At 71.9% G+C, this 26,839-nt stretch carries 23 protein-coding genes and 1 pseudogene; 9 read left to right on the top strand and 15 right to left on the bottom strand.

Translation table 11 applies throughout. The features are described 5' to 3' along the window. Positions 1 to 35: 35 nt before the first annotated feature. Both ACIRVH_RS17305 and ACIRVH_RS17300 read left to right on the top strand, forming a co-directional pair. Positions 36 to 1,113, top strand: a pseudogene (locus tag ACIRVH_RS17305) (AMP-binding protein); the annotation flags it as partial. A gap of 45 nt (positions 1,114 to 1,158) precedes the next feature. Next, complete coding sequence (locus tag ACIRVH_RS17300; protein WP_403953954.1) at positions 1,159 to 1,662, top strand: acyl-CoA synthetase; 504 nt, start codon at positions 1,159 to 1,161, stop codon at positions 1,660 to 1,662. Here the strand turns inward: ACIRVH_RS17300 and ACIRVH_RS17295 are convergent. From ACIRVH_RS17295 to ACIRVH_RS17285, 3 genes are all read right to left on the bottom strand, one after another. After that, the gene (locus ACIRVH_RS17295; protein ID WP_403953593.1) at positions 1,583 to 2,695 is read right to left on the bottom strand and encodes an aminotransferase class V-fold PLP-dependent enzyme; all 1,113 of its coding nucleotides are present in this window, start codon (positions 2,693 to 2,695) and stop codon (positions 1,583 to 1,585) included. The two genes, ACIRVH_RS17300 and ACIRVH_RS17295, sit on opposite strands and share 80 nt — an antisense overlap. A gap of 131 nt (positions 2,696 to 2,826) precedes the next feature. Beyond that, positions 2,827 to 4,158 carry a cytochrome P450 gene (locus ACIRVH_RS17290; RefSeq protein ID WP_403953591.1) on the bottom strand — a complete coding sequence of 444 codons (1,332 nt, stop codon included), beginning with the start codon at positions 4,156 to 4,158 and terminating at the stop codon, positions 2,827 to 2,829. A 185-nt stretch (positions 4,159 to 4,343) separates the two neighbouring features. Next, positions 4,344 to 6,056: an MFS transporter gene (locus ACIRVH_RS17285; protein ID WP_403953589.1), complete on the bottom strand. Its 1,713-nt coding sequence runs from the start codon at positions 6,054 to 6,056 to the stop codon at positions 4,344 to 4,346. Positions 6,057 to 6,340: 284 nt separating this feature from the next. Here ACIRVH_RS17285 and ACIRVH_RS17280 point away from each other — a divergent pair, with 284 nt between their 5' ends. After that, positions 6,341 to 7,129, top strand: coding sequence for a TetR/AcrR family transcriptional regulator (locus ACIRVH_RS17280; RefSeq protein WP_403953586.1), 789 nt, complete (start codon positions 6,341 to 6,343; stop codon positions 7,127 to 7,129). A 59-nt stretch (positions 7,130 to 7,188) separates the two neighbouring features. Here ACIRVH_RS17280 and ACIRVH_RS17275 read toward each other — a convergent pair whose 3' ends face one another. The 11 genes from ACIRVH_RS17275 to ACIRVH_RS17225 all read right to left on the bottom strand — a co-directional run bounded on the left by ACIRVH_RS17275 (position 7,189) and on the right by ACIRVH_RS17225 (position 16,059). Further along, entirely contained in the window at positions 7,189 to 7,614 is a 426-nt protein-coding gene (locus tag ACIRVH_RS17275) for a hypothetical protein (RefSeq protein ID WP_403953583.1), read from the bottom strand. Further along, positions 7,611 to 8,357 carry a class I SAM-dependent methyltransferase gene (locus ACIRVH_RS17270; RefSeq protein WP_403953581.1) on the bottom strand — a complete coding sequence of 249 codons (747 nt, stop codon included), beginning with the start codon at positions 8,355 to 8,357 and terminating at the stop codon, positions 7,611 to 7,613. The genes ACIRVH_RS17275 and ACIRVH_RS17270 overlap by 4 nt, the downstream gene beginning before the upstream one ends. Further along, entirely contained in the window at positions 8,354 to 9,118 is a 765-nt protein-coding gene (locus tag ACIRVH_RS17265; protein ID WP_403953580.1) for a DUF2071 domain-containing protein, read from the bottom strand. Before ACIRVH_RS17265 ends, ACIRVH_RS17270 begins: the two co-directional genes overlap by 4 nt. Next, positions 9,115 to 10,038, bottom strand: coding sequence for a hypothetical protein (locus tag ACIRVH_RS17260; RefSeq protein ID WP_403953578.1), 924 nt, complete (start codon positions 10,036 to 10,038; stop codon positions 9,115 to 9,117). The genes ACIRVH_RS17265 and ACIRVH_RS17260 overlap by 4 nt, the downstream gene beginning before the upstream one ends. Continuing rightward, the gene (locus ACIRVH_RS17255; RefSeq protein WP_403953576.1) at positions 10,035 to 10,412 is read right to left on the bottom strand and encodes a DoxX-like family protein; all 378 of its coding nucleotides are present in this window, start codon (positions 10,410 to 10,412) and stop codon (positions 10,035 to 10,037) included. Before ACIRVH_RS17255 ends, ACIRVH_RS17260 begins: the two co-directional genes overlap by 4 nt. Before the next feature lie 172 nt (positions 10,413 to 10,584). Next, positions 10,585 to 11,091, bottom strand: a complete 507-nt coding sequence (locus ACIRVH_RS17250) for a winged helix-turn-helix transcriptional regulator (RefSeq protein WP_403953574.1) — start codon at positions 11,089 to 11,091, stop codon at positions 10,585 to 10,587. Further along, on the bottom strand, positions 11,088 to 12,146 hold the full coding sequence (locus tag ACIRVH_RS17245) for an LLM class flavin-dependent oxidoreductase (protein ID WP_403953572.1): 1,059 nt from the start codon (positions 12,144 to 12,146) through the stop codon (positions 11,088 to 11,090). Before ACIRVH_RS17245 ends, ACIRVH_RS17250 begins: the two co-directional genes overlap by 4 nt. Further along, positions 12,146 to 12,652: an SRPBCC family protein gene (locus ACIRVH_RS17240; protein WP_403953569.1), complete on the bottom strand. Its 507-nt coding sequence runs from the start codon at positions 12,650 to 12,652 to the stop codon at positions 12,146 to 12,148. The genes ACIRVH_RS17245 and ACIRVH_RS17240 overlap by 1 nt, the downstream gene beginning before the upstream one ends. A 113-nt stretch (positions 12,653 to 12,765) precedes the next feature. Beyond that, positions 12,766 to 13,890, bottom strand: a complete 1,125-nt coding sequence (locus ACIRVH_RS17235) for a DUF2235 domain-containing protein (RefSeq protein ID WP_403953567.1) — start codon at positions 13,888 to 13,890, stop codon at positions 12,766 to 12,768. A gap of 13 nt (positions 13,891 to 13,903) precedes the next feature. After that, positions 13,904 to 14,851 (bottom strand): DUF6424 family protein, encoded by a 948-nt coding sequence (locus tag ACIRVH_RS17230; protein WP_403953565.1) that lies wholly within the window; start codon positions 14,849 to 14,851, stop codon positions 13,904 to 13,906. A 104-nt stretch (positions 14,852 to 14,955) separates the two neighbouring features. After that, positions 14,956 to 16,059, bottom strand: a complete 1,104-nt coding sequence (locus ACIRVH_RS17225) for a hypothetical protein (protein WP_403953562.1) — start codon at positions 16,057 to 16,059, stop codon at positions 14,956 to 14,958. Positions 16,060 to 16,322: 263 nt separating this feature from the next. On the opposite strand from ACIRVH_RS17225, the gene ACIRVH_RS17220 reads away from it, so the two are divergent. The 6 genes from ACIRVH_RS17220 to ACIRVH_RS17195 all read left to right on the top strand — a co-directional run bounded on the left by ACIRVH_RS17220 (position 16,323) and on the right by ACIRVH_RS17195 (position 24,611). Then, positions 16,323 to 19,205, top strand: a complete 2,883-nt coding sequence (locus ACIRVH_RS17220; protein ID WP_403953560.1) for a SpoIIE family protein phosphatase — start codon at positions 16,323 to 16,325, stop codon at positions 19,203 to 19,205. A gap of 87 nt (positions 19,206 to 19,292) precedes the next feature. Continuing rightward, positions 19,293 to 20,807 carry a sugar ABC transporter ATP-binding protein gene (locus tag ACIRVH_RS17215; RefSeq protein ID WP_403953558.1) on the top strand — a complete coding sequence of 505 codons (1,515 nt, stop codon included), beginning with the start codon at positions 19,293 to 19,295 and terminating at the stop codon, positions 20,805 to 20,807. Continuing rightward, positions 20,804 to 21,850 (top strand): ABC transporter permease, encoded by a 1,047-nt coding sequence (locus tag ACIRVH_RS17210; protein WP_403953555.1) that lies wholly within the window; start codon positions 20,804 to 20,806, stop codon positions 21,848 to 21,850. The genes ACIRVH_RS17215 and ACIRVH_RS17210 overlap by 4 nt, the downstream gene beginning before the upstream one ends. Positions 21,851 to 21,876: 26 nt before the next feature. Continuing rightward, positions 21,877 to 23,043 carry a substrate-binding domain-containing protein gene (locus ACIRVH_RS17205; RefSeq protein WP_403953553.1) on the top strand — a complete coding sequence of 389 codons (1,167 nt, stop codon included), beginning with the start codon at positions 21,877 to 21,879 and terminating at the stop codon, positions 23,041 to 23,043. A gap of 118 nt (positions 23,044 to 23,161) precedes the next feature. Then, entirely contained in the window at positions 23,162 to 23,629 is a 468-nt protein-coding gene (locus ACIRVH_RS17200; protein ID WP_403953550.1) for a MarR family winged helix-turn-helix transcriptional regulator, read from the top strand. A 55-nt stretch (positions 23,630 to 23,684) separates the two neighbouring features. Beyond that, entirely contained in the window at positions 23,685 to 24,611 is a 927-nt protein-coding gene (locus ACIRVH_RS17195; protein ID WP_403953952.1) for a pirin family protein, read from the top strand. A gap of 93 nt (positions 24,612 to 24,704) precedes the next feature. Here the strand turns inward: ACIRVH_RS17195 and ACIRVH_RS17190 are convergent, their stop codons facing one another. After that, the gene (locus tag ACIRVH_RS17190) at positions 24,705 to 26,657 is read right to left on the bottom strand and encodes a protein-arginine deiminase domain-containing protein (protein WP_403953548.1); all 1,953 of its coding nucleotides are present in this window, start codon (positions 26,655 to 26,657) and stop codon (positions 24,705 to 24,707) included. Positions 26,658 to 26,839 lie beyond the last annotated feature (182 nt).

Raw genomic sequence — 26,839 nt, 5'->3', positions numbered from 1 at the left:
CCTGATCCCACCGCTGCGCGATCACCGCCGACGGAATGGTCAAACGGAATAGTTCATCGGCACCAATTCCCACCCGAGGGGTGATTCGCGTGAGCATGAACCTCGCAGCCCGACTGGTCGGCAGCGCCCGCACCCATTCGGATCGCGCCGCATTGCGTCTCGGGGACACCTCCGTCTCCTATCGCGCGCTCGACCAGGGCAGCGCCCGCATGGCAGGACTGCTCCTGGACCGTGGAGTGAAACCCGGGGACCGAGTCGCGATCATGCTGCCCAACGTGCCGGAGTTCGCCCTCGTCTACTACGGCGTACTCCGGGCCGGCGGCACCATCGTCCCGATGAACCCCCTGCTCAAGTCCCGTGAGGTCGCCTACTACCTCGGCGACTCGGGTGCCCGGCTGCTCTTCTCCTGGCAGGACTTCGCCGACGAGGCGCGGGCCGGTGCGCAACAGACCGAGGCACAGGCGGTCGTCGTCGGTCCCGGCGCACTCGACGAGTTGACGGGATCAGCCCGACCCGTTGCCGAGGTGGCCGGCCGGCACGAGGACGACACCGCGGTCATTCTCTACACCTCGGGGACGACCGGTGAGCCGAAGGGCGCCGAACTGACCCATGCCAACCTCACCCGCAACTGCCACGTCGTGGCCACCGAGCTGTTCCAACTCACCGGCGACGACGTGATTTTCGGTGGGCTGCCCCTGTTCCACGCCTTCGGACAGACCTGCACGCTCAACGCAGCCGTCTGCACCGGCGCGTGCCTGACGCTGCTGCCGCGCTTCGACGCGGCGAAAGCACTGGCGGTCCTCGCCGAGCACGGGGTGACCGTCTTCGCCGGGGTGCCGACGGTGTACAGCAGGCTGCTGCGGCAGCCCGACCGCGACGCCTACGACGTCTCCCGGCTGAGCGTGGCCCTGGCCGGCGGCGCGGCCATGCCGGTCCAGGTGCTGTACGACTTCCAGGACGCGTTCGGCTGCGTCGTGCTCGAAGGGTACGGACTGTCGGAGACCTCGCCGGTCGCCTCGTTCAACACCCTGCAGGCCCGGGCCCAGGCCCGGCTCGGTCGGCACCCCGATCCCGGGCGTCGAGATGCGGGTGGTCGACAACGGCAGGGAGGTACCGCAGGGGGAGACCGGCGAGATCGTCATCCGTGGGCACAACGTGATGAAGCGGTACTGGCAACGCCCCGAGGAGACCGCCGCCACGATCCGCGACGGCTGGCTCCACACCGGCGACCTCGGCCGGGTCGACCGGTTCGGATACTTCTGGATCGTCGGACGGACGAAGGACGTGATCATTCGGGGCGGCTACAACGTGTACCCCCGCGAACTCGAAGACGTGCTGTACGAGCCCCCCGCGGTCGCCGACGCCGCGGTCATCGGCCTTCCCGACCCCGATCTCGGTGAGGAGGTCGGGGCTGCGGTCGTACTCGAACCGGGTGCCCGGGCGACAGCCGAGGAACTGCGTGCGTACGTCAGACGTCAGGTCGCCGCCTACAAGTACCCGCGGAAGGTGTGGATCGCCGACGCCCTGCCCAAGGGACCCACCGGCAAGGTTCTGAAGGGGGAGAACGTCCCGCCGGTCGGGGTCAGTTCCGCAGCGACGACAGCGCGGCAGCGACCCGATCGGACGCCTCCGGCGGGGTCGAGGCGTGCGGGGAGAGCCTGAGCGAGTCGGTGCGCACCGTCGGAGTGACACCCTCGGCGTGCAAGGACTTCGCGACGAGCGACGGATCGTGGTCCGGCATCGTGAAGGAGAGGATGCCCCCGCGCCGCGCCGGGTCGGTGGGGGAGAGGACCTGGCCGCCGTACTCCTGGACGACATCGGTGAGTTCGCCGATCCGCGCGGCGATCGCGGCCTCGATCGCCGCGACGGTGTGCCGCTCGACGAGGTCCAGCGCGGCCGCGAACGAGGCGGCCGTCACCGGGCTGAGGTTGGTGATCGACCACCGGCGCGCGTCCGGGGCGGGCGGATGCTCCGCTCCGTCGAAGAGGCCGACGTCCTCGACGCCCGTCCAGCCGGTCAGGACCGGCTCCAGGGATTCCAGCGCGCGATCGGACAGCGTCGCGAAGCCGGTGGCCCATCCCGCGCGCAGCCATTTCTGACCGCCCGCGACCACCATGTCGGCCGCGTCCCAGGGCATCCCGGCCACGCCGAACGCCTGGATGGCGTCCACGATCAGCAGTCGGTCCGGTCCGATCGCCTCGCGCAGGGCCGCCAGGTCGGCACGGAAGCCGGTGCGGAAGTCCACGGCACTGACGGACACGGCGACGACGTCGTCGGTCAGCGCGGCGCGGACCAGGTCGGGGGTGACCCCGCCGCCGGGCGCAGGGTCGAGCCAGCGCGGCGTGGCCCGGCCCAGGGCCGCCGTGCGGCGCCATGGATAGTGGTTGGCCGGGAAGTCGGTGCGCGGCGCGAGGACCACACCGTCCCGGATGCCGAGAGCGGCGTGGAACAGACCGGTGGACGCGTTGGGGAGCAGCACGGTGTGCCGGGCGTCCGTGCCCGCGAGCCGGGCTGCCGTGTCCCGCGCGACCCCTTCCGCGCCCATCAGACCGTTCACGGTCGTGTGGTCGGCGCCGACGGACTCCTCCATGGCCCGCGCGGTGGCGGCCACGGCGTCCCGCGAGGGCGGACCGAACCGTGCGAAGTCGAGATACCCGGCGGGCGTGTCGAAGTGGGCTGCGTACGACGTGAGCACGGGGCTCGTCCTTTCGGGACGGTGCGGGTCGGGCGGTGGGGGCATCGCCGAAGTCGTAGCGTAGGTCGTCCGCGTTCGCCGGGTGAACGCGGGCCGACCTGATCCTGAATCGTCCAGGAACCCGTGCAACGTCAGCTGTGTGGAGCTCCCAGCGTCGCCGGGGTGGGGCCGTCGGGGCGGACGGTGATGCCGAACGCCGCCTTCGTGGGGCTGGAGGAGAAGGCCGGGGTGTGGGCCGGGAGCAGGTGTTCGAGCAGGATGGTCGTCTCGCGGAGCGCGAACTGCAGACCGAGGCAGGCGCGGGCGCCGATGCCGAAGGGGAAGTAGGCGCCCGGATGGGTGGGGCGGCCGTCCGGGGTGAGGAAGCGCCGGGGGTCGAAACGCTCGGGATCCGGCCACAGTCCGGGATCGCGGTGCGTGAGGTACGGGCAGGTCAGGATGTCGGTGCCCGCCTCGACGGTGTAGCCGGCGAGGATGTCGTCCTCAGTGGCGTGGCGGGGCAGGATCCAGGCGGAGGGGTAGAGCCGGAGTGTCTCGTGAACCAGCGCCTGGATGGCCTGGCGGCGTTGTGCCGAGCCTTCCGCCCCGGCGGCGAGAGCCTGTTCGCGGGTGGCGGGGTGCCGGTCGAGGAGCAGGTAGAGCCACGTCAGGGTGGTTGCGGTGGTCTCGTGCCCGGCCACGAGCAGCGTGACCAGCTCGTCGCGGATCAGTCGGTCGGTGTACTCGGGGCGCTCGGTGGAGGCCTCGACCAGCACGTGCAGCAGGCCCGGGCCGTCGGGGCCGGCCGCTCCGTCGCGGGCGGCCTCGATGGCGTGCCGGGCGACCGCGTCGATCCTCGCGAGATCGGCGGCGACGGCGCCCTCGGCGTCGGTGGCATCGGCGGGCAGTGTCGGAAGGGCGGTCGCCACGGCTGCCACGGCGGCCAGTTCGTGCTCGGTTGCGTCGTCGAGAGGGTGTCCGGTGAGCGAGCGCCAGATGGCGTCGAGGGCGAAGCGGCGCATCTCCCCTGCGACATCGAAGGTCTGCCCGGTACGCGCGTACCCGCTCCAGCGCCCGGCGGTGGTCCGGGCGGCCCCGATGATCCGCTGTTCGTAGCGGCGCATCCCGGTGCCGGTGAACTGGGACTGCAGCAGGCGGCGTTGCTGCTTCCACGCCGTACCGGTGGCGGCGAGGACACCGTCGCCGATCAGCAGCCGGGCGCGGTGGGAGCGCTTGACGTACCGGTCCGGATGCCGGGCGAGCACGTGCTGGACCGCCTCCGGGTCGGTGACGAGCACGGTGGGCACCGGCCCGAGGCGGAACGCGGCGACCCCGCCGAGCCGCTCCCGCACCTGGGCCAGCAGGTCGACCAGTTCGCCGCCCCCGGAACGCCACCGCTCCACGAGCCCGGGCTCGGCTTCGGGAACCGGCCGCCCCGTTCCGGGAAGGTGGGCAAGGGAGTCGGGACTGGTTTCGGTGTCCATGGTTCCTCTCCTGGTCAACCGATGGGCGTGGGCGCGACGGAGCGCCGGCACCACGGACTGTACGGGAGCGGGCGCATCCGGTGACAGGCCGTCTCCGTGCGGCCATCTCGGACACGGGACGGCCGCCGGACACCCCTGAGGAGGGGGCCGGCGGCCGTACTTCGCGGTGCCGACGCGGCCGGGACTCAGTGTCCGGCGGAGCCCTCGGGGCGCGCGTGGCGGGGCAGGAGGAACGCGAGCAGGAAGGTCAGGGCGAGCATGCCGTCCACGATCCACAGCACCGTCTTCATGACGGAGCCGAAACCGCTCTGGAAGGCCGACGACGCGGTGGACTTGAGCGCTGCGGGTATCCGGGCCCCGGCCTGAGGCGAGGTCACGGCGGACCGGGTGTCCTTCTCCAGGCGCGTGCAGGACGCCGGGGTCGCGGCGGGATCCTTGGCCACGGCGCGGTCCGAGGCGCACGCACGCAGGTCCGTCACGATGCGGTCCCGAGCGGCGGGCGCGACGTGCGCGGCGGCCAACTGGCCCCGCAGACCGTCCGAGCGGTGGTCCACGGCGGTGGCGATCCCGCCGCCCAGCAGACCGAAGAACACGGTGCCGAGGATGGCCACGCCGAAGGCGCCGCCGAGCTGCTGCATCGCGGTCATCGTGCCGGACGCCGAGCCCGTCTCGTGCTGCTCGACACTGGCGAGCACGATGTCGAAGAACGGTGCCATGAGCAGGCCCATGCCGATGCCGGTGACGAGCAGGGAGGGCAGGAGCTGCCAGGGCCCGACGCCGCTGCCGACCATGTCGAGGGTCAGCCACACGCCGAACACGCCGAGCGCCATGACCAGCGTGCCCCCCTGCAGCACGGCCCGCCCGAACCGGGCGACACCCTGGGCGATCCCGAAGCCGACGATCATGCCGCCCGACCAGGGCACCATCACCAGGCCGGCCTTGAGCGGCGAATAGCCCAGGCCGATCTGGGTGTAGAGGTTGAAGACCAGCATGAAGCCCTGCATGGTCGAGAAGAAGACCAGCCCGAGGGCCATGCCCCCGCTGAACCCGCGCTTGCGGAACAGGCTGGGGACGACCAGCGGGTCCCGGCCGTCCTTGCTGCGGCGCGACTCGTACTTGGCGAAGAAGACGAACACGACCACCGAGGCGGCCATCATCACGAACGTCCACACGGGCCAGTCGTACTCGCGACCCTGGACCAGCGGGAAGATGATGAGCAGCGCGGCCAGGGAGACCAGGAGCATGCCGGTGATGTCGAGGCGCGGCTTGGTCTCGGAGCGGCCCCTCGGCAGGTAGCGCAGGGCGCCGAGGAATGCCGCGGCACCCAGCGGAAGGTTGATCAGGAAGATCATCCGCCAGCCGGTGCCGAAGTAGTCGGCGTCCACGAGCCAGCCCGCCAGGATCGGCCCGCACACCGCGGACAGTCCCATGACCGGGCCGAACATGCCGAAGGCCTTCTGCGACTCCTTCGGCGGGAACATCTCCTTGATCATGCCGAGGCCCTGCGGCAGCATCACCGCGCCGAACAGACCCTGGACGACGCGTGCGCCGATCAGCATCTCGGGCGACACGGATATCGCGCACAGCAGCGAGCCCAGGGTGAAGCCGGCGGCCCCGATCAGGAACATCCGGCGACGCCCGTGAATGTCGCCGAGCCGCCCTCCGGTGACGAGGCCGACGGCCATCGAGAGCGTGTACGCGGCGGCGAGCCACTGCAGGGTGGAGGCGCCGCCGCCGAGGTCGGCCCGCATGGAGGGGCCGGCGATGTTCGTGACGACTGCGTCGAGGAGATCCATCACCTCGGCCGCGAGGATCACGAAGAGCGCAGCCCAGCGCCACCGGTAGGGCGCTGGCGAGTCGGTGGGCGTCTCGACGGACGCGACACCGGTGGTGGACATCGGAACTCCTCGCACATGGGCCGCGCCGCGGTGAGGACCCGCGGGCGCGGTGGGACGGATGGATGTGACTGCCCGGATCGCTGGTGCTGGTACGGCCCGGGAAGACGGACGACCGGACGCACGGCAGAACACTGTTCACACTAACAGAACAGTGCTCACCGGGAGAACGGCGTTCATTAAGATATAGCGCAAGCATGACGCCGGGACAAGATATATCGCGTTCGTCGCCATGAATGCCGCTCAGTGAAGGTGAACAGTGTTCTCCCAGCGCCTAAACTGTCGTCATGACCGACGCGGCCTCGAACACCCCCGCAGCCCCTCCGCCGTCCCCCTGGGAGCGCGAACGCCCCGCGCGCGCCCGCGTCGCCCCCGCGCGCGCACCACTGTCCCGCGAGCGGGTCGTCGAGGCCGCCTTCACCGTGCTGGACCGCCAGGGACTCGACGGACTGTCGATGCGTCAGGTCGCGGCCGAGCTGGGGGTCACGGTCTCCGCCCTCTACGCCCACGTCAGGTCCAAGGACGACCTCCTGGAGCTGATGTACACCCGGCTCTTCGACGGCTTCGAGCTGCCCGAACCCGACCCGGAGCGGTGGCAGGAGCAGGTGCGGGACTACGCCCGCTCCGGACGGCGGCGTCTGCGCTCCCACCGGGACATGGCCAGGATCTCCATGGCCCACGTGCCGTTCACCGCCGAACTACTGCCGCACGTCGAGGCGTTGCTCGCCATCTTCCGCACCGCCGGGCTGCCCGACCGCATCACGGCGGAGGCGGGTGACCTCATCTCCACCTACATCGACGGGTTCGTCCTGGAGGAGGGCATGTGGCAGGACCGGGCCGACCAGCACGGCGATGACGGGTCCTCCCTGGCCCGCCCCGACTGGCGCGAGATGGCCGAGGAGATGAGGAACTACTTCGCGTCCCTGCCCGAAGAGGACTTCCCCCATCTGCGCGCCCTGTCCGGGCTGATGGTGTCGGACTCCTCCGACGAGCGCTTCGACATCGGTGTCGAGATCATCCTGCGCGGCCTGGCCAGCTACCTGCCGGACAGGGACAACGGCCGGTCGGGCGACTGACGCCTGCCGGCTGGGCGCCGACACCCTGGCCCGGGGTGAGGCCGCGCAGCCGGCACGACTCAGCCCACCGCTCGCACCGTCGCCAGGGTGAACACCGCGGTCACCCACGTCCACAGCAGGGAGAGCGCGAGGTGGCCCGCCGTCCGCAGCCGGTGCCCCCGCCACAGCCGCGGTGAGAAGTAGGCGAACTCCATCACCCAGCGCAGGCCCCAGAACAGGGTCTGTCCGCACAGCAGGGCCGTCGGCAGCGGCGCGCCGCTCAGCAGCTCACGGGAGAACGCCAGCGGCAGCGCGCCGAGCAGCACGCAGGTCAGGCCGATGAAGAACACGTGCGCGTACGAGACCTGACGGGTGAGCAGGCTGCTGCCGCCCAGGTCACCCGGCCAGCCCAGGATGCGGGGCAGGATCACGTGCAGCAGCCCCATGCCCACGAGGGCCAGGCCGACCAGGCGCAACTGCGCGGTGATCGTGAGCAGTTGGGTCACCCGCACTCCCTGGTGAAGGCGAACGCCGTGACCAGGCCTGCGACGCGGCGCTCGGCCGCGGGACGCAGCCCCGCGTGCGCGGCCAGCCGCAGCCACTCTCCGCGAGGGAAGAAGTGCCAGGCTCCCGGTCCGAAGACGGCCGTGTTCGCGCCGTCCCGCAGGTGTTCCACCAGGACCAGGCGCCCGCCGGGGCGCAGCGCCCGAGCGCACTGCGCGAACAGCCGCTCCCTGTCCCGCGCCCGCCGCAGCTCGTGGGCGGCGAACACCAGGAAGACGGCATCCGCCATGGCCGGCTCCACGGGCAGCGCCTCCGCCCGGCCGGGCACCGCGTGCGGCGGCGGGGGCACCCTGCGCCGGGCGCGGCGCACCGACCCCTCGGTCATCACGGCCGGGTCGTAGAGGTCGACGGTGGTCTGCCGGGAGGCCGGCCAGCGGGCGGCCAGCGGGACACTCGCCTCGTCGAGGCCGGTGCCCACCACCACGTGCGCGGACGGCGCCTGCGGCAGCAGCGCGTCCAGCCAGTCGTAGCCGTACAGCTCCGAGCGGTCGTAGACGAGCCAGCTCGCGACCGTGGCGGAGGCGAGCAGTCCGACCGCGGCGGCGGAGCCGGCCCGGGCCATGGTGCGCAGGGGTGGTGGCAGCCGGTGGGCGAGTGCGGCCGAAGCCGCCGCTGCGGCCAGACCGGCCGTGTACCGCGGCCAGTTGTAGGCGACCACCTCCCGGACACCGGAGCGGCCGATCACCGCTCACCACCGGTCTCGGTCCGGCGCAGGCCTCGCTCCCAGCCGTACTTCACGTCGGCGACGTGGAAGGCGTTGGCGAGGACCGGCCGCGTACCCGCGAACGGGGAGTGGTCGAAGAACGTCAGACGGCGCACGTCCACCGAGACCGGCTGCGGGTCCCAGTGCGTACGGAACGCCTTGATCACGATCATCGAGCGGGTCTGCGGTTCGTACTCGAAGGTGTACGGGAGCGGGCCCGCGAAGCGCCGGGCGGCGCGCGCGTCCGCGAACGGGCTGCCGGCGGGCAGCGGCGCCGGCGCGCTGCCGAGATCGGCCTGCACGTGCAGATCCGCCCGACCGTCGGCGCTGTCCACCCGGAACTCCAGCCGACCGGCCTCGACACGGGTGCTGATGCGGGCCAAGCGGTAGTTGTAGCGGGTCATCAGGTTGCCGCCGAGCACCATCATCCTGCTGTCGGTGTCGCTGCGCAGGATGCGCAGTCCGCGCATGACGCGGCCGCCCGGGGTGCGGAACCGGGTGAAGACGCGGTAGCCGGTGAGCAGGTAGTCCGCCCCGAGGCGGGCGGGCAGGCCCGCCGGTCGCAGGGCTCGGGTGTCGACCAGCGCGGCCGCCACGAACCCGTGCTCCCCGTAGGTGTCCAGCTCCAGGCCCGGCGGCACCAGCGGGCGCAGCACCTCGGCGGGCAGCGCGTACGTCAGCACCAGCGAGTGCGCGAAGTGCGTGCGTATGGCGACGGGATGACGCTGCAGCAGATATCTCACGGCTCGATCCTCCGATCCACGGCGTCGCCCCCGAGGCGCACCACGCGTACGACACCCCACAACACCGAGCTGTCCTGCGCCACCCAACCCGGCCCGCCCGGACCCGGCTCCCGGGCGCTGCGCAGCACCACCACGCCGCCGGGCCGCACCGCGTGGCGCACGGCCGCCCGCAGCCGACGGGCGAAGTCGGGGCCGGGCCCGTCGAGCACGTTGGACAGCGTCACCGCGTCATAGGCGCCGCGCGGCGCCTGCTCCAACGCGTGCACCACGTCGTCACGGACCAGCCGGACGCCCGGTGCCCGGGGCGGTGGAGTGCCCGGTGGCTCGGCCCCTGCCAGCAGCCGCCACAGCCAGGGATTGCTCGCGTTGGGATGCCCGCACACGGTCCGTTCGAGGCGCCGCCGCAGCACCTCGTCGAAACGTTGCGGGACGACACCGGCGAACGACGGGCGCAGGGCCACCGCCAGGGCGCCGCCGGGCCGCAGCGCGACCCGCATCAGCCGGCGCAGACCCGGGGTGTCCAACTCCTCACGCCAGCGGCAGGCTTGCTCCCGCGGATCGTCGAGGGTCAGGAAGTCGTGCAGCTCCGTCCGTCGCCAGGCGGGCAGCAGCCGGGCAGCGGTGCCCCGGCCCAGGCGCATGACCGCCTCGGCCGTTCCCTCCCGGGTCACACCGCCGGCCAGCCGCTCGCGCGTGTAAGCGAGCTGCACCGGATTGACGTCCACGGCCGTCACGTCGTACCCCGCCGCATCCAGGGCCGCCGCCGTGTCACCTGCCGAGGCGATGCACAGCACCCGTGCGCCGGCCGGCGGGAAGACCGCCAGCTCGACACCCCAGTCCTCGTACATCCGCCCGAAGAGCAGGCGTGGGCCGCCGAACCCGCCGAGCAGCCGACCGCGTGCCCAAGGTGTCGCGCTCACTCGGCCTCCGTCCGCGTCACCAGCCAGATCAGCGCCAGGAAGGCCAGATCCTGTGTCACGAGCCGCCCGGGCTCGTCGATCCGGTCGGCGCCGAAGAGCAGACCGCCCATGTTGAACGCCACCACCAGCACGGTCTGTACGACCGCGGCCTCCCGCGCCCGCCGCCCGCTCAGCACCCACACGCCGATCGCCACCTCGGCCAGGCCGATCGCGAGGAGCGCCCCCGTCACCGCCCATCCGGGCAGGAACGGTACGTCGCCCACGATCGCCCGCTGATCCGCCCGCCCCGGCCAGATCTTGCACCAGAACCCCTCGTAGAACCACACCAGGGCGATCGCCCACCGCGCCGCCCAGCCCCGCCATGTTCTGTTCACGCGGTGATCATGCCTGCTGCCCTCCCGCGCGCCACGTCCACCCCCCTCACCAGGAACCCTGGTGGGACCGGAGGCAAGAATCACTCGTCCGTGCGCGTCGCCGGGAGTTTGCGCCCGTACGCGAGCAGAAGAAGTTCCTGCGGCCTCCGCGGGAACCCAGTCGACATGGCCCTCAGGACTGAGCGAAACGGCGCTGTACGTCGGGCCGTGTCCTGAGGCGCTCCGGATAGCCGGGACCCATCCGCACGGACGTGTCCTCGGACCGCATCCGCTCGCCGCACGAGGAGCAGACCACCTCGGCGTGGGCGTCGTGGTCGCACGCGTCGTGATGGAGCGTGACGGGTACGCCCTCCTCACCCGCGAGCCACCGATCGCCCCAGCGGGTGATGGCGGCGAGGACCGGGAAGAAGTCGTGCCCCTTCTCCGTCAGGTGGTACTCGTGGCGCGGAGGCTCGCTCTCGTAGAGCCGCTTCTCCATGAGTCCTTCGTCGACGAGGCGGCGCAGCCGGTCGGTCAGCGTGTTGCGGGCGATGCCCAACTGCTGCTGGAACTCCTCGAACCGGCGGCTGCCGTAGAAGGCCTCCCGCAGGATCAGGGACGTCCAGGCGTCACCGATGATGTCGACCGTGCGGGCCACGGAGCACGGCCAGTCGGCGAAGGACGGGCGCGCGGGACTCACGAGGCGTCACCGACTTCGCGGACCAGCTCGATCGCCCGGCCCAGCGTGGCGAGCCGGGCGTCCAGGGTGTCACCGGCCGGGTAGAGACGGACGGTGTTCACGCCGGCGTCGCGCCACACGCGCAGCCGCTGCCGCACCATGCCCTCGGTGCCGATCAGCGTGGTGGCGAGCACCATCTCGTCGGTGACCAGATGCGCCGCTCCGTCCCGGTCACCCGCCTGCCACCGCTCGCGCACCTCCGCGGCCACCTCCGCCCAGCCCTGGCGGCTGTACGCCTGGTTGTAGAAGTTGGTCGAGGCCGAGCCCATCCCGCCGAGACTGAAGGCCAGTTCCTTCTTGCGGCCGCCGACCATGGCGCTCAGCGCCTCCTCGTCCGGTGCGAACGACACCTCGGCGCCCTGGCAGACGTCCAGGTCGGCGCGGCCGCGCCCGCTGCGGGCCAGGCCTTCGTCGAGCGGCGCGAAGTAGGCCTGCGCCGCGCCTTCCGGTACGAAGCTCGTGCCGAGCCAGCCGTCCGCGACCTGCCCCGTCAGCCGGAGCATGGCGGGGGACAGGGCGGCCAGGTAGACCGGGATCCGGTGCTCGGCGCGCAGGGAGAGCCGCATGGGCCGGGCGTCCCCGTCCGGCAGCGGGATCCGGAACTCGTTTCCGGAGTAGGAGATCTTGGCGCCCTCCATCGCCTGGCGCACGATCTCCACGGTCTCGCGGACGCGGGCCAGCGGCCGGGCGAACGGGACCCCGTGCAGCCCCTCCATCACCTGCGGGCCGGAAGGGCCCAGGCCCAGCAGGAAACGCCCTCCGGAGAGGTTGGACAGCGTGATGGCCGTCTGGGCCAGCGCCACCGGGGTGCGCGTGCCGACCTGCATGACCGCCGAGCCGAGCAGCATGCGGTCCGTGCGGGCCGCGTAGAAGCCCAGGGCGGAGGGCGCGTCGGGGCCCCACGCCTCGGCGACCCAGCAGATGTCGAGCCCCAGCTTCTCGGCCTCGACCACGAAGTCCGCCTGGTCCGACCAGGCCTCGCCGCCCGCCGCCTCGATCGTCGTCGCGGTCCGCATCACGCCTCCGCCCGCTTCTTGAGGTGTTCCAGGGTGACGGAGATGTTGCGCTCGAACTCACGCAGGCGTACGAACACGATCTTCTGTTCCTTCTCCGGCATCGCGTCGATCGCGAACGACAGGCCGGAACGTCCGGGACCCATCTGCATCCACTGGGAGAGTTCGGTCCCGCCGTCCTTGGGCGTGAGCCGGAAGCGCCAGACGGCGCTGGGGTCGGCGGGGTCCTGCACCGCCCAGGCGAACACCCGCGGCGGTTCGCACGCGACGACGTGGGAGGTGGTCTCCCACTCCCCGTACGCCTCGTGCCTGCTGCGCCCCACGAACCGGGCTCCGACGGCCGGCGCGGTGACGCCGTCGAGCCATTCCACCGACTGCAGCTCGTCGCTCATGGCCGGCATCAGGCTCACGTCCGAGACCAGCTTCCACACCCGCTCCGGCGGTGCGTCGATCCACGTCGCCACTTCGACCGTCGGTTTGTCCGCGTACCGCGCGCCCGTCCACTCCATCGCGAGACCGGCCTCCTCGTCGTCATCGACTTCTGAGGAGAGCGTTGCGTAACAAGACTTAGCTAGTCAAGATGTCTGCTACGAGATCTTCGCGGGAACGTGCCGGGCGGTCCTCAGCCGCCGGGCGGTGGTTCCGGTTTGGTCCAGTCGGGGTCGGCCCAGCGGCCCGGCTCCTGCGGTCCGGGCAGGTCCGGTCGGTACCCCGGATCCCGCTCCCGCCGCAGCCTGACGCTCGCGTGCAGCAGGGCGTCGTCGGGCAGGGGGCGGGGGCGCCGGCCCACGAGGATCCACAGCGGGCCGTTGTCGTGCACCGGAGCGCCGGCGAAGTCCTCGGTGACCGCGCAGGTCGTGCCGTAGGCCTGGGACCGGAACACCAGGTCCTGGGTGACGCCGTCGGTGATCCACTTGAGCGGGATCGTGGACAGCAGAGGGTCGTCCTCGGCATGCGCGAAGGTGCCGCCGACATCGGAGTGCACCCCCGTGAACCACACCTCTTCGGCGGTGTCCTGACGCGGCGCCGGGCGGGCCGTCACCAGGAACTCGTGGTAGGGGCGGCGGGTCTCGTCGAGCGACACGGCATGCCGGATGCGGGCCGCGTTCGGCAACTGGTGCGTGTACGGCCACTGCAGATTGCCCAGCCGCAGAAGGCCGGCCGCCTTCACGGTGTCCCAGACACCGAGGTAGGCCACGGGCAGGGCGTGGTGGGAGACCTGGCGTGGGTTGTTCTGCTTCACCTCCGCCCACAGCGGCTCGTTCTCCGTGCGTCGGCAGAACGCGTGCGAGAACCGCGCGACCTCCTTCTCGCTCCGGTCGATGTCCTGGTTGAAGGAGTACTTCGCCACGGCGTACGGCACCAGGTTCTCCGAGCCCGGACGCATGAGGCCGGGCTTGTTGAGCATCCCGACGAGCGCCCGGGCGGTGTAGGCACCGCGGCTGAAGCCGAACACGTAGACCTGGTCGCCCGGTTGCCAGTTCCGCATGAGGTACGTGTAGGCCTCGGCGAGATTGGTCCGCAGTCCGCTGCCGAAGGCGAGGCCCCACAGGCGGGAGAGCCGGCGGCCGACCGATCCGTGGGCGGTGGCCGAGGACATGGTGCCGACGCCGGGGTCGTAGTACACGAGCTGCCGTGCCGGGTCGTCCGCTTCCAGCATCTCCACCAGCCTGACCACGTTGGTGGGGTGGCTCGCGCCCACCTGGTTGCCCGTCCCGTCGAGGCAGACGACGATCGCGCGAGACATGCTGACCTCCCTGCTAGCCGGAAGTGGGTCCGCCGTCCGGCTCCGGGCCGCCGGACAGGGGGCCGGAGGCGGTGTGCCGGCCCGGGGCGATCTGCCGGGCGAAGGCCTGCATGGCCACCGGGCTGTTCGCCGGCAGGACGGCCATGAGCCCGCGGTGTTGCGCCTCCGCGATCGTCGCGGCGGCTTCGCTGCCCTCGGGGACGAAGGCCAGGCGGACATGTCCGTCGCCCGAACCGCGGCGGTCCACCGGGGTGACGGCACCGTGGGTGCCGTCCGGCAGGGTCACCCAGAGCTGGAAGTCGTCGAACCGGACGAAGTCCGCGCCCTTCACGGGCCAGGGATAGTGGTGTTCACCCGGCGTCTTGGGCAGGATCCCCTGGTGGTTCGCACGGCTCAGCGGTACACAGGAGTTGAACAGGGAGTCGGTCCAGGCCTCGACCCCGTCGGCGTCCTTGATCGGCGTGCGCAGCAGCTCCTCCGCGCGCCCGTAGCCCAGTTCGGCCAGGGCGGGCAGGGTGAGCGGGAAGGCGGCGACCAACTCGGCGGCCTCCTGCCGGAGCCGGTCGACCTTGTCGGGATCGGCGCAGAACTGCATGCTCCACTCGATGCCGACGCGGGCGCGGTACATCAGCCAGCGGTCGCGCGCTTTGACCCACAGGCTGCCGCCGTGGTGCATCTCCCAGTGCTCGGTACCGTTCGGTCCCGAGCCCGGGTCGACCGGTCTGGGCCCGTAGGGCAGGTCCGGGTCGTCCATGGCGCGCAGGATCGCGTGGGCCGTCTTCTTGGCTGCGACGAAGTGCGACGATTCAAACCGCTTCGGATGTTTGACGAGGCGGATCTTCCAAGGATGGTTCTCCGATTCGAAGCCGCCCGGCTGAAGCTCGGTGTGGGTCATGGCTGTTCCTCGGCCGGCCCCACGGCCTGTCACCGGCTCGCGGGGCAGAGTTTCCCCTGAGTCCATCGTGCGCCTCGAACGGGGCGGCCGCGAGTCGAGCGGAGGCATCGTCAGTTCTCGGTGAGGACGGCGTGCGACAGCTGTTTCTCCTTCAAGAAACCTGTGGTGCATCAGAAGCGGGGTGTCCGTTCCGCGTAGCGGAGCAGTACGCCCACGCCCTCGTGCAGCCGCACCTGCTCGTCGGGCACGAGGACGAGCTCGGCCCGGGTGCCGACCAGGGCGCGGGTGAGCACCGCGTCGGCACGTTCCTCGCGGACGTCCTGGAGGCCGTAGGAGCGCAGTTCCTGTTCGGTGAGGGCCAGTTGGCCGGGCTCCGGGCCGGCCCACAGGCGGAGCGGCGACTCGGGGTGGTGGTTGAGGAAGAGGGCCTTGACCCGGCCCCGTTGCAGTGCGGACACGGCTGGGGCGAGGCCTTCGGCCGACGCTCCGTCGCGTGCGCGCTGGGCAAGGAAGGCTGCCAGCAGGGACCGGTCGTGCTCGGCCATGCGTCCGCTGAAGAGGCTTTCGAGCCGGTGCTCCAGCAGTGCACGTCCCGGCCGGGACTCGCCGGCGCCCTCCAGGGTGCACACCCGTCCGCGCAGGGCAGGGGGAAGGCGGCGGACGAGAATGCCGCGGGCCCACATGTCTCCCGCCACGACCACTGCCTCGGCGTCGATGCGCCGTGCATGGCCCTCCAGTTCCCGGCCCAGTACTTCGGCGGCGTTCAGCCAGTCGGCCACCGGGATCTCCTCGTGGACGCGGTGCCCCGGCGTGACCTTGGTCAGGGGCCACAGGCCGATCTCGGCCTCGATCCGCACGGTGCCCGGTGCGTCCGTGGAGTGACGGCCGCTGTAGTGGACGTGCACCACCACGTAAGGGATCTGGGGGGAGTGCTGGACGACCAGCGGCAGGGTGTCCGGCAGCGTTCCGAAGTGCGCGGTGTCCCGTGCGGGTGGGTCGGGCAGTTCGTCCAGCAGGGCCAGCCGGCCGTGCGCGGTGAACACCGCCTGCCCGTGGGCGCCGGGGATGTTGGTGTCGCTGCCCACGGCCTCCGCTGCCGCGATGAGGGAGTCCTGATCGGCTCCCTCGGAGGTCAGAGCGGCCCGCAGGCGCCGCCAGCGCAGTTCTATGGCGGCGTCGGGATCCTCGATGAGCCTGTCGCGGGAGGTGTCCAGGTAGACCGATGCGAAAGGGCCGGTCTGCTTGTACAGGGGTTCGAGGAAGGAAAGTCTCATGCTCCGCTCCCGAGCGCACTCTCGAACTGCGCGTCCACACCGAAAGGGGTCGATCAAGGCTCGCGATCCAGCCACATCCGCGATGACCGGGTACCCGTGTCGGGCACGGCTGTCACGCAAGCGTGATCGTGGACGGACGGTCCCGATGCGCCACCGAGCGTGACCACCTCGGCACGCCATGACTCGTGACGGTTATGACCGTATTCTCGTCAATGCCGGGTTTCAGTAAATCGCGATCAATACGAGTGCGAGCGAGGCGAGGCGTGGTGCGGTCCGGCGGGGAACCGACGCCCAGGGGGCGTGCGACCGGTGGGGCAGGGCCCGCCCGTACCCGTGAGCGGTTCCTGCAGGGGGAGGCGGTCGAGGGAGGCGTACGGTCGCCGATCCTGGATTCCTGGCAGCGCTCCCGGTCCCTGGGTCTTTCGCCGGACCAGGCCGATCTTCCCTACCGTACGGATTTCGATCCGGACAGCAGGCTCGTCAGTGCGGCCCTTCCGGTGCTCGACCGGCTGCGGTCCGCATTCGCCGGCAGTCAGATGAACATCTCCGTCGCCGACGCGAGCGGAATCGTCCTCCTGCGCCGCTTCGGCGACGCGTCCATGGTCAGAACCCTCCCCGCGTTCCAGCGCGTTCCGGGATTCGTGTTCGCCGAGCGGTACGCCGGAACCAACGGCATCGGCCTCGCGCTGGCGGAGCGTCAACTCATCAGGGTCTACGGCGCCGAGCACTTCGCCGAGCGCGCCCAGGGCAACGCCTGCCGGGCGCTGCCCGTCCGCGACCCGCTCAGCGGGCGCATCGAAGGCGTCCTCTGCTTCGGCTATCCGCGCGGCGCCGAGAACCCGGCGCTCGCCACCGTGATCCGCAAGGCGGCCGAGGCCGTCGAACGGCGGCTGCTGGGACAGAGCTCCATGCGCGAGCGGGCGCTGCTGCGGTCGTACCTGAACGCCAAGGCCGATGCCGCCGCGGGGCCGCACACCCGCATCGGCGTCGACGAGCTGGCCCCCGAGCTGCACCCCCGCGACCGGGCCGTTCTCCTGGACAGGGCCACCGAGCTGATCTCCTGCGGACAGCGGGGCGCCGTGGACCTGCGTCTGTCCGACGGCCGGCGGGTCACGCTCGTGAGCCGGCCGACGACGAGCGCCTCCGGGGTGGAGGGCATCGCCATCGAAGCCGTCCTGACCGGCCCCGCGTCCCGGCTCCCCGGCGTCGTCCCGAGCCGAACCGACGACGCCGTCGGCAGCGCCCGGCTCGCCGCCCTGTCCGTCCTCCGGCCGCACGGAGACCGTCCTGTCCTCCTCGTGCCGGACCGTCTCCACGCCGGCCCGATGCCCGGTCTCCGTGCCGGAGCCGCGCCGGTCCAGGGCGGCGCCGGCCGTGAACGGGCCTACCCCGCAGCCCCCGCCGGGGCGCCCGGCCTTCCCGCGGACGCCCGGCCGCTGGCGAGCGGGCTCGTGCTGGTCGGGGAGCCGACGGTGGGGGAGTACGCCCTGGCCGCGCGCCGCCGCCTGGAGCTGCTCTCCGAGGCCAGCGCCCGCATCGGCACCACCCTGGACGTGCGCCGCACGGCCGAGGAACTCGCCGAGACGGCCATTCCACGACTGGCCGACTTCGTCACCATCGACCTGCCCGAGTCCGTCCTGCGCGGCGAGGAGTCCGCCGACCCCCTCGGCGAGCTGCGGCGTACGGTGGTGCGCGGCATCCGCGACGACCTGCCGTTCAGCCCGGTCGGCAAGGGGATCGACTTCGGCCCGACCACGCCGCAACTACGGTGCCTGGTCAGCGGGCAGGCGGTGCTGGAACCGGACCTGAAGGTCGCCGCGGGCTGGCTCGCCCAGGACCCCGAACTCACCGAACAACTGCTGGCCGCCGTCCACTCCCTCATCACCGTCCCCCTGGTCGCCCGCGGCGTCGTCCTGGGCGTCGCCAGCTTCTACCGCTCCCAGGACCCCGCCCCCTTCGGCGACGACGACCGCTCGCTGGCCCAGGAACTCGCCTCGCGCGCCGCCCTGTCCATGGACAACGCCCGCCAGTACACCCACGAACGCGCCATGGTCCTGGCCCTGCAGCGCAGCCTGCTCCCGCACGGTCTGCCCGATCTTGACGCCGTCGACGTCGCGCACCGCTACCTGCCCGCCGAGGCCGACGTGGGCGGCGACTGGTACGACGTCATCCCCCTCTCCGGCACCCGCGTCGGACTCTTCGTCGGCGACGTCGTGGGCCACGGCATGCTGTCCGCCGCCACCATGGGGCGCCTGCGCACCGCCGCACGCAGCTTCGCCGAACTCGAGTTCCCGCCGGACGAGGTCCTCGCCCACCTCGACAACGTCGTCGGACGCCTCGACCGGGAGGATCCCGAGTCCGCGGACTTCGGCATCATCGGCGCGACCTGCCTGTACGCCGTCTACGACCCGACCACGCAGCAGTGCGCCATGGCCCGCGCCGGCCACCCTCCGCCCGCGCTCGTCGACCCCGACGGCACCGTCTCGTTCCCGGACCTGCCCGCCGGGCCCCCGCTCGGCCTCGGCGGCCTGCCCTTCGAGACGGCCGAGATCCACCTGCCGGAGGACAGCCAGCTGGTGCTGTACACCGACGGACTCATCGAGGACCGGGACCGCGACGTCGACGACGTGCTCCACCACCTCTGCGGCGCCCTGGCGCACCCCGAGCACACACCCGACGAGGCCTGCCAGACCGTGCTGGATCTCGTGGCGCCCGACCACCCCTACGACGACATCGCCCTGCTGGTCGCCCGTACCCACGCCGTGGACCGGAACCGGATCGCCACCTGGGACCTGGCCGCCGACCCGGCCCTCGTCGGCGAGGTCCGCGGGGACGCCGTACGACAGCTGGCCGACTGGGGACTCGACGAGACCGCGTTCGCCGCGGAACTGATCCTCAGCGAGCTGGTCACGAACGCCGTCCGGCACGGCGCCGGGCCCATCCGGGTGCGGCTGCTGCACGCCCACAACCTGATCTGCGAGGTCTCCGACACCAGCAACACCGCCCCGCACCTGCGCCGGGCGGCCAGCACCGACGAGGGCGGCCGAGGGCTGTTCCTCGTGGCGCAGCTGTCGCAGAGCTGGGGCACCCGCTACACCAGCCAGGGCAAGGTCATCTGGGCCGAATGCGCGCTGGACGCGGCCTGACGGCCGACTGACCCGAAATTCTGCGTTTTGCCCCGTTAGTATCCCGTTGTGCGTATGGGATGAACCAGCCAGGCCGAATCTCCGGAGATGTCCGTGCACGACGCTCCACCCCTGGTCCGTGTCCGCGGGCTCGGCAAGCGCTTCGGCGGAACCCTCGCGCTGGCCGGGGTCGACCTCGATGTCCGGGCTGGCAGCGTCCTCGCTCTCCTCGGCCCCAACGGTGCCGGAAAGTCCACCCTCATCAAGGTGCTCGCGGGCGTCCACCGTGCCGACGCGGGGCAGATCACCGTGGCCGGGCACCCGCTCGGCACCCGGGAGGCCTCCCGCAGCATGTCCTTCATCCACCAGGACCTCGGTCTGGTGGAGTGGATGACGGTCGCCGAGAACATCGCGCTGAGCACCGGATACCCGCGCCGCGCCGGCCTGATCTCCTGGCGGCGCACCGGGGAGCAGTGCACCGAAGCCCTGCGGATCGTCGCCGCACATCTCGACCCCGAGGCGACCGTCGCCCAACTGGCCCCTGCCGAACGCTCGTTGGTCGCCATCGCCCGAGCCCTCGCCGCCCGGGCGAAGCTCATCGTCCTCGACGAGCCCACCGCCCGTCTCCCCGCGGTGGACTGCGCCCGGCTCTTCGGCGTCCTGCACGCCCTGCGCGACCGAGGGCACGGCATCCTCTACGTCACCCACCGCCTCGACGAGGTGTACGAGGTGGCCGACACCTTCGCCGTCCTGCGCGACGGCCGCCTGGTCAGCCACGGCCCGGTGGCCGGCCACAGCCCCGCCCGCCTGGTGCGCGACATCGTCGGTGCGGAACCGACCGACTTCCACCCCACCGGTGTCCGTGCCGTCGGTCCGGCCGTCCTGGCCCTGGACCGAGTCCGCACCCCTGGCGTGGGACCGGTCAGCCTGGAACTCGCGGCCGGTGAAGTCCTCGGCCTGGTCGGCCTGACGGGCGCCGGACACACCGATCTGGGCCGGGCCCTCGCCGGCGCCGAGCCGATCCTCGCAGGGCGGGTGCTCCTCGGCGGCCGGCCCTACCACCCTCGCACCGTCGCGGACGCCGTGCGCCTCGGCGTCGGCCTCGTCTCCGCCGACCGGCAACGGGAGGGCTGCGCCGCCGAACTGACGGTACGGGAGAACCTCCTGGCCAACCCCCGCGCGGGCGGCCGGCCGGCGCCGCGCTGGATCAGCCCCGGCCGGGAACGCGCCCACGCCACCGCTCTGATCGACCGCTTCTCGGTGCGTCCGCGCGACAGCGAGGCGCCCATCGCCGTCCTGTCCGGCGGCAACCAGCAGAAGGTCATGATCGGCCGGTGGCTGCGCGCGGATCTGCGTCTGCTGATCCTCGAGGAGCCGACGGCGAGCGTGGACATCGGCGCCCGCACCACGGTCTACCGCCTGCTCGACCAGGCCCTCGCCGCCGGCCTCGGCGCCCTGCTCGTCTCCACCGACTTCGAGGAGGTCACCCGTGTGTGCGGACGCGCCCTGGTCTTCGTCCGCGGATCCCTGACGGCCGAGCTGAGCGGTGCGGGCCTGACGGTCTCCGGGCTCACCCGAGCCGCCTCCGCCCTGCCCGAGTCCGGAACCGCTACCGCCTCGTGACCGCCTCGCCCTCCCCGCCCCGACCGCCCCGGCACCGACCCGGCGGCCACTTCGCCGCCGCCTACGGCCTCCTGGCCCTGACGGTCCTGCTCTTCCTGGTCTTCTCCCTCGCCCTGCCCCGCACCTTCCCCACCCGGGAGACCATCGACTCGATCCTGTCCACGCAGTCGATCCCGGCCATCCTCGCGCTCGCCGCCATGGTCCCCATCGTCACCCGGGCGTTCGACCTCTCCATCGGCTACGTCCTCGGTCTCGCGCACGTCATGGTGCTGCAGCTCATCGTCGACGCACACTGGCCGTGGCCGTTCGCCTGCCTCGCGGTACTCGTCGGAGCGGGCGTCGTGGGCGTCCTCAACGGCGTCATCGTCGAGTTCGGGCAGATCGACTCCTTCATCGCCACGCTCGGAACCGGCAGCATGCTGTACGCCGTGACCGGATGGGTCACCGGCGGTGCCCGCATCGTCCCCGGGCCCCGAGGACTCCCCACGGGCTTCACCGACCTCTACGACTCCACGTTCCTCGGTCTGCCCGTACCCGCCCTCTACGTGCTGGCCCTCGCAGCCGTCCTCTGGCTGGTCCTGGAGCGGCTGCCGCTCGGCCGCGGTCTCTACGTCGTCGGATCCAACCCGCGCGCCGCCGACCTGCTCGGCATCCCGACCCGCAGGTACACCGTCTACGCCTTCACCGCGTCGGGGCTGATCACCGGCTTCGCCGGGGTCCTGCTCGCGGCCCAGCTGCAGGTCGGCAACCCGAGCGTCGGCCTCGACTACCTGCTGCCCGCCTTCGCCGGCGCCCTGCTCGGCTCCACCGCCGTCAAACCCGGGCGCCCCAACGCCCTGGGCACGCTCGTCGCGGTCGCCGTCCTCGCCGTCGGCCTCACCGGCATCGCCCAGCTGGGCGGCGACTTCTGGACGACCCCGCTGTTCTACGGCGGCACGCTGCTCCTCGCCGTCGGCCTTGCGGGCTACTCCGCCCGCCGCCGTCTGCGCACCGGCACCGCGGCCGCGGGTGACCTGCCCTCCGCGCCGCCTCCACCCCCGTGATCGCGCCGCTTCTCCGAGGAGTTCCCGTGCACGGCACCCGCAAGGCCACCCGCGACCGGGTCAGGGCCCGGTCCACCGCCGCAGCCCTGCTGGCAGCGGCGGCAGCCACCCTTGCCGGCTGCGACCGCGGCTCCTCGGACGTGCAGGGAGGCTCCACCACCGGCCCGGTCGGCTGCCCCGCGGTCCACGCCGAGGCGCGGGCCGCGGTGGCACAGGCGGAGCAGACGGACAGGTCCTGGGACGGGCCCACGAACGGCCCCAGGGCGGTGTCCGGCAAGAACATCGTCTTCGTCGCCCAGACCATGACCAATCCCGGAGTCGCGGGCGCCGCGCAGGGTGTTCGGGAAGCCGCGCGCGTCATCGGCTGGAAGGTCCGGGTGATCGACGGGGGAGGCACCCCCGCCGGCATCCAGGGGGCCATGAGCCAGGCCGTGACTCTCAAGCCCTCGGGCATCGTCATCGGAGGCTTCGACCCCGACTCGACCTCCCAGCAGGTCGCCCGGGCCGACGCGCAACGCATCCCGCTCGTCGGCTGGCACGCGCTCGCCGCCCCCGGCCCCAGCCGCCGCCCCCCGCTCTTCACCAACGTCACGACCCGGGTCGAGGACGTGGCGGCCATCAGCGCGCAGTGGATCATCGCGGACTCCGACGGCCACGCCGGGGTCGTGCTCATCACCGACGCCTCGATCCCGTTCGCCAAGGACAAGTCCGAGCTGATCCGCAAGGAGCTCGCCACCTGCCCGAGCGTGCGGCTGCTCGCGTACGAGAACATCCCCATCGCGGACGCGAGCAGCCGTACCCCGCGGGAGGTCTCGTCGCTCCTCTCCCGCTTCGGGAGCAGGTGGACCCACTCCGTCGCCATCAACGACCTGTACTTCGCCGATGCGGCCCCGGCCTTCCGCGCCGCCGGCCGGAAGGGCACCGGCCCGCCCTTCAACATCGGCGCCGGCGACGGAGACCCGTCCGCCTTCCAGCGCATCGAGACCCGGCAGTATCAGACGGCCACGGTGCCCGAGCCGTTGTCCCTGCAGGGCTGGCAGATCATCGACGAGTTCAATCGCGCCTACGCGGGGCGGCCCGCCAGCGGCTATGTCGCCCCCGTCCACCTCGCCACCGCGGCCAACAGCGACGGCACCACGACCTGGGACCCACCGGGTTACCGGGACGGCTACCGAAGGATCTGGGGCCGGTGACCGGCGCCGCCTCGCGCGGGGACCGTCACTCCGACTCCGTCACCGTCCGGTGGGCAGTGGCTCGTGGGTTCGCGATTCGGCAGTTCGATGAGGTGTCAACCATGCCTACACTGCGCCCATGGAGGAGACGGTGCGGTGGCTGTCGGCGGAGGAGCAGCGGGCGTGGCGTGGCTTCATCCGGCTGCAGGAGAGGCTCGGCGGTCGGCTGGCGCGCCTGCTCCAAGCGGAGTCGAACATGTCGGCCGCCGACTTCGCGGTGCTGGTCAACCTGACGGACGTACCGGACGGGCGGCAGCGGTTCCTGGATCTGGCCCGCGCGGTGGAGTGGGAGAAGAGCCGGATGTCCCATCACATCGCTCGTATGGAGAAGCGCGGGCTGGTGGTGCGGCAGGAGTGTCCCGAGGACGGGCGCGGGGCGTTCGTGGTGATCACGGAGGCGGGGCGGGCGGCGATCGAGGTCGCTGCCCCGCGTCACGTGGCAGCGGTGCGCGCCCTGTTCCTGGACCATGTCACGCCGGCGGAACTGCGGACGCTGGCCCGGATCGCCGAGCGCGTGGTCGAGAAGTTGGACGAGGACCCGTCCTGACCTGGGGGATCTGCCCCAGGCGGTTGACTCGTCAACCGAGGGTCTGGGTGGCATGATGGTTGATATGGCAACTATCGATGTGCTGTCCGCGCGGGACGTGCCCCTGGGTGGACCGAGGGCTCTGCTCGTACGACGGACGCTGCCGCAGCGGGCCCGGACGCTGATCGGAGCCTGGTGCTTCGCCGATCACTACGGCCCCGTCGACGTCAGCGTGACCCGCGGCATGGACGTCCCTCCCCATCCGCACATCGGCCTGCAGACGGTGAGCTGGCTGTTCAGCGGGGAGATCGAGCATCGCGACAGCATCGGCACCCACGCCCTCATACGGCCGGGCGAGCTGAACCTCATGACGGGCGGGTTCGGCATCTGCCACTCGGAGGTCTCCACGCCGCGCACCACCGTGCTCCACGGCGTCCAGCTGTGGGTGGCGCTGCCCGAACAGCACCGCAACACCCAACGCGACTTCCAACACCACGTGCCCGAACCCGTGCGCGTCGACGGGGCGGAGATCAAGGTATTTCTCGGCTCACTCGCCGGAGACACCTCTCCGGTGCGGACCTTCACCCCGCTGCTCGGCGCCGAGATCGTCCTCGAACCGGGTGCGACGATCACCCTCGCCGTGGACACCGGCTTCGAGCACGGACTGCTCGTGGACAGCGGGGACGTCCGGCTGGCCGACACCGTGCTGCGCCCTGCCGAACTCGGCTGTGCGCCCCCAGGCGTCGACGCCCTGACTCTGGTCAACGAGTCGGACGGCCCGGCACGGGCGATCCTGCTCGGCGGCCCTCCCTTCGAGGAGGAGATCGTCATCTGGTGGAACTTCATCGGGCGCAGCCATGAGGACATCGTCCGGGCCCGAGCGGACTGGGAGGCCTCCTCCGACCGCTTCGGCGCCGTCGAGGGATACCCGGGGAGCCGGCTGCCCGCGCCCGCCCTGCCGAACGCCGTCATCACGCCGCGCGGGAACCCGCCGCGCAGCTGACCTCCTTCCGCGCAGATCGCCGGGAGAGGGCCGGACCAGCCGTACCCGACCGCTGGTCCGGCCCCTCGGACGGGCCGGGCTACCCGTCGCCGGTCACTGCGCCGGGAGCTGCCACCACGCGGCCGACGCGTCGCGCAGGGTGTTGGTGCCGCAGTGCACCTCGCCCATGCCGAGGTGGTACGTGTAGTAGTCGTCGATGTACGACACCTTCAGACCGGCCTGCCGGTACGTGGCGTTGACCGCCGCCGTGAAGATGTCCTTGCCGTCGATGACGGGTCCCCACTGGCGCGGGGCCAGGTAGCGGTCGCGGCCGAGGAGCACGCCGTTGACCGCTCCGGGGACGTACGCGCTGGTCGTCACCGTCGCGCGAGCAGTGGATCCCTTCCCGGCGAGCCACTTCTGCTGGCCGTGTTCCTTGAGCGCGCCCGAGAGCGGGGAGCCGGCGCCCATGCGCGTCAGACGGGGGACGGGGACGGCCCGTCCGCGGCCGGCCGACGCCCCCGAGTCACGCGTGTACAGGGCGGGCACCCGGACGATCTCGGCGTCGGTGATGCCGGTCTCCCGCTTCAGGATCTCCAGGTTGGCCGCGATGCGCTGCGCCGCCATCTCGTTGTCGGCCACCAGGTGCCGGGAGGCGAGCGCCTGGTCGATGGTCTCCTTCGGCGCCGGTTCACCGCTCAGGCCCGGGACGGAGAACATCTTCGTCCTGCCGTGGCCGTCGCGCTGGGCGTCACGCAGCAGCCGCAGCCCGGCCTTCGGGTCGGCGACGCCGATCCGCCAGCCACGCGGGCTGTCGGCCGGCAGGAACTGCACGAACTCGTCGACGTGGCCGACGCTCAGCCAGGAGGTGTCCAGCAGCAGCGGGTCCTGCAGGCCCTGCGAGGTGAGCAGCGTGCGCATCACCTTCGACGGGCGCGCCCCGCCGTCCTTGCGCTCGCCCATGATGATGCGTCCGGCCGGGAACGTACGCCCGCCGTGCGCGTAGGGCGGGATGGTCTCCAGGTTGCCCATGGAGTTGAGCGACCAGTCGTCCGGGCGGGCCCGGTCGGTGACCTGGACGACGCCGATGTTCCGGCCGCGCACCTTCTCGAACAGCTCCCGGCCCGCCTCCCGGTCCAGCTGGGCGGAGCGCAGCATCACCCGCATCACCTGCCGTCGGCCGTCCGGACCGGTCATGCTGACGTAGGCCGGCTCCACGAAGTCCTGGGCCCACGGGTCTCCGTACTTGTCGAGGGTGACCAGCGGCTCGGTGATGCCGGCCTTCGTGACCTGCTTCGCCAGGTCCTTGACGAACTTCCGCTGCAGGCGCCCGTACGGGCCCCCGCCGCGGACCTTGGTGACCATCACCTGCTGGGCGTTCTGAAGGTGATGCTGCGTCAACAGCGGTGCGACCCGCAGGGTGACCGAGTCGGAGGTGGACCCACCGGCTGACGTCACCGTCAGGTGGATCACCGCACGGCCGTCCCACTTCGCGCTGTCCCGGATCACGTCGGTGGCCTCGACGCCCAACTCCACGCCGGAGCGCAGCTCGGCCGCGGTCAGCCGGGTCCGCGGCGTGACCAGGACCCAGGTGCCGGAACGCTTCAGGAAGACGTGGGTGTGCTGGGCTCCCGCGGTGACCTTCAGGCTGCCCTCGGCGTCCGCCGGAAGGTCCGGCACGGGCACGGAGCGGACTCGGGCGAGGTCGGCGGCGTCCGCGCTGCCGTTGACCTTCTTGTCGGCCGCGTCGTTGCACGCGGCCAGCTCGGCGTCGGACAGCTTTCTGCCGCCGGGACCGGTGACCGGGCACCGCTTGGTGTCGTCGTCGAGGTTGGGCAGATAGACCGCTCCGCGTCCGACGGACCAGGAGTCCTCGCCCGTCTCGTCGGTGCTGCCGGTGATGTCGACCTGCCCGTCACGGTTCACGTCCGCGCGCAGATCGGCGCGGGACGACGGCTGGGGCACGGAGGCGGTGGCGCTCGGTGCGGCCAGTACGGTTCCGGCCGCGGCGAGGGCGACGATGACGGGTCCGGCAGGGTGCAGGCGTATGCGTGCACGTGAACGCACAGCGTGTTCCTCTCCATTGGGGGGTTTCGCTGTGCAAGAGGAGGAATACGAGCTGTGCGTTCACTGTGAGATGCGTATCTGGCCGAACGGCGGCGGGGGGGGGGGGGCGGGGGGGGGGGGGGGGGGGGCCGGGGGGGGGGGGGGGGGGCCGCGCACACGCCGCCGCCCGGGGGGGGGGGCGT

It is taken from the genome of Streptomyces sp. NPDC101165, from assembly GCF_044768135.1.
Lineage (GTDB): Bacteria > Actinomycetota > Actinomycetes > Streptomycetales > Streptomycetaceae > Streptomyces.
The sequence above is the reverse complement of the archived record's forward strand: the minus strand, read 5'-3'. Positions and strand labels throughout refer to the sequence as shown.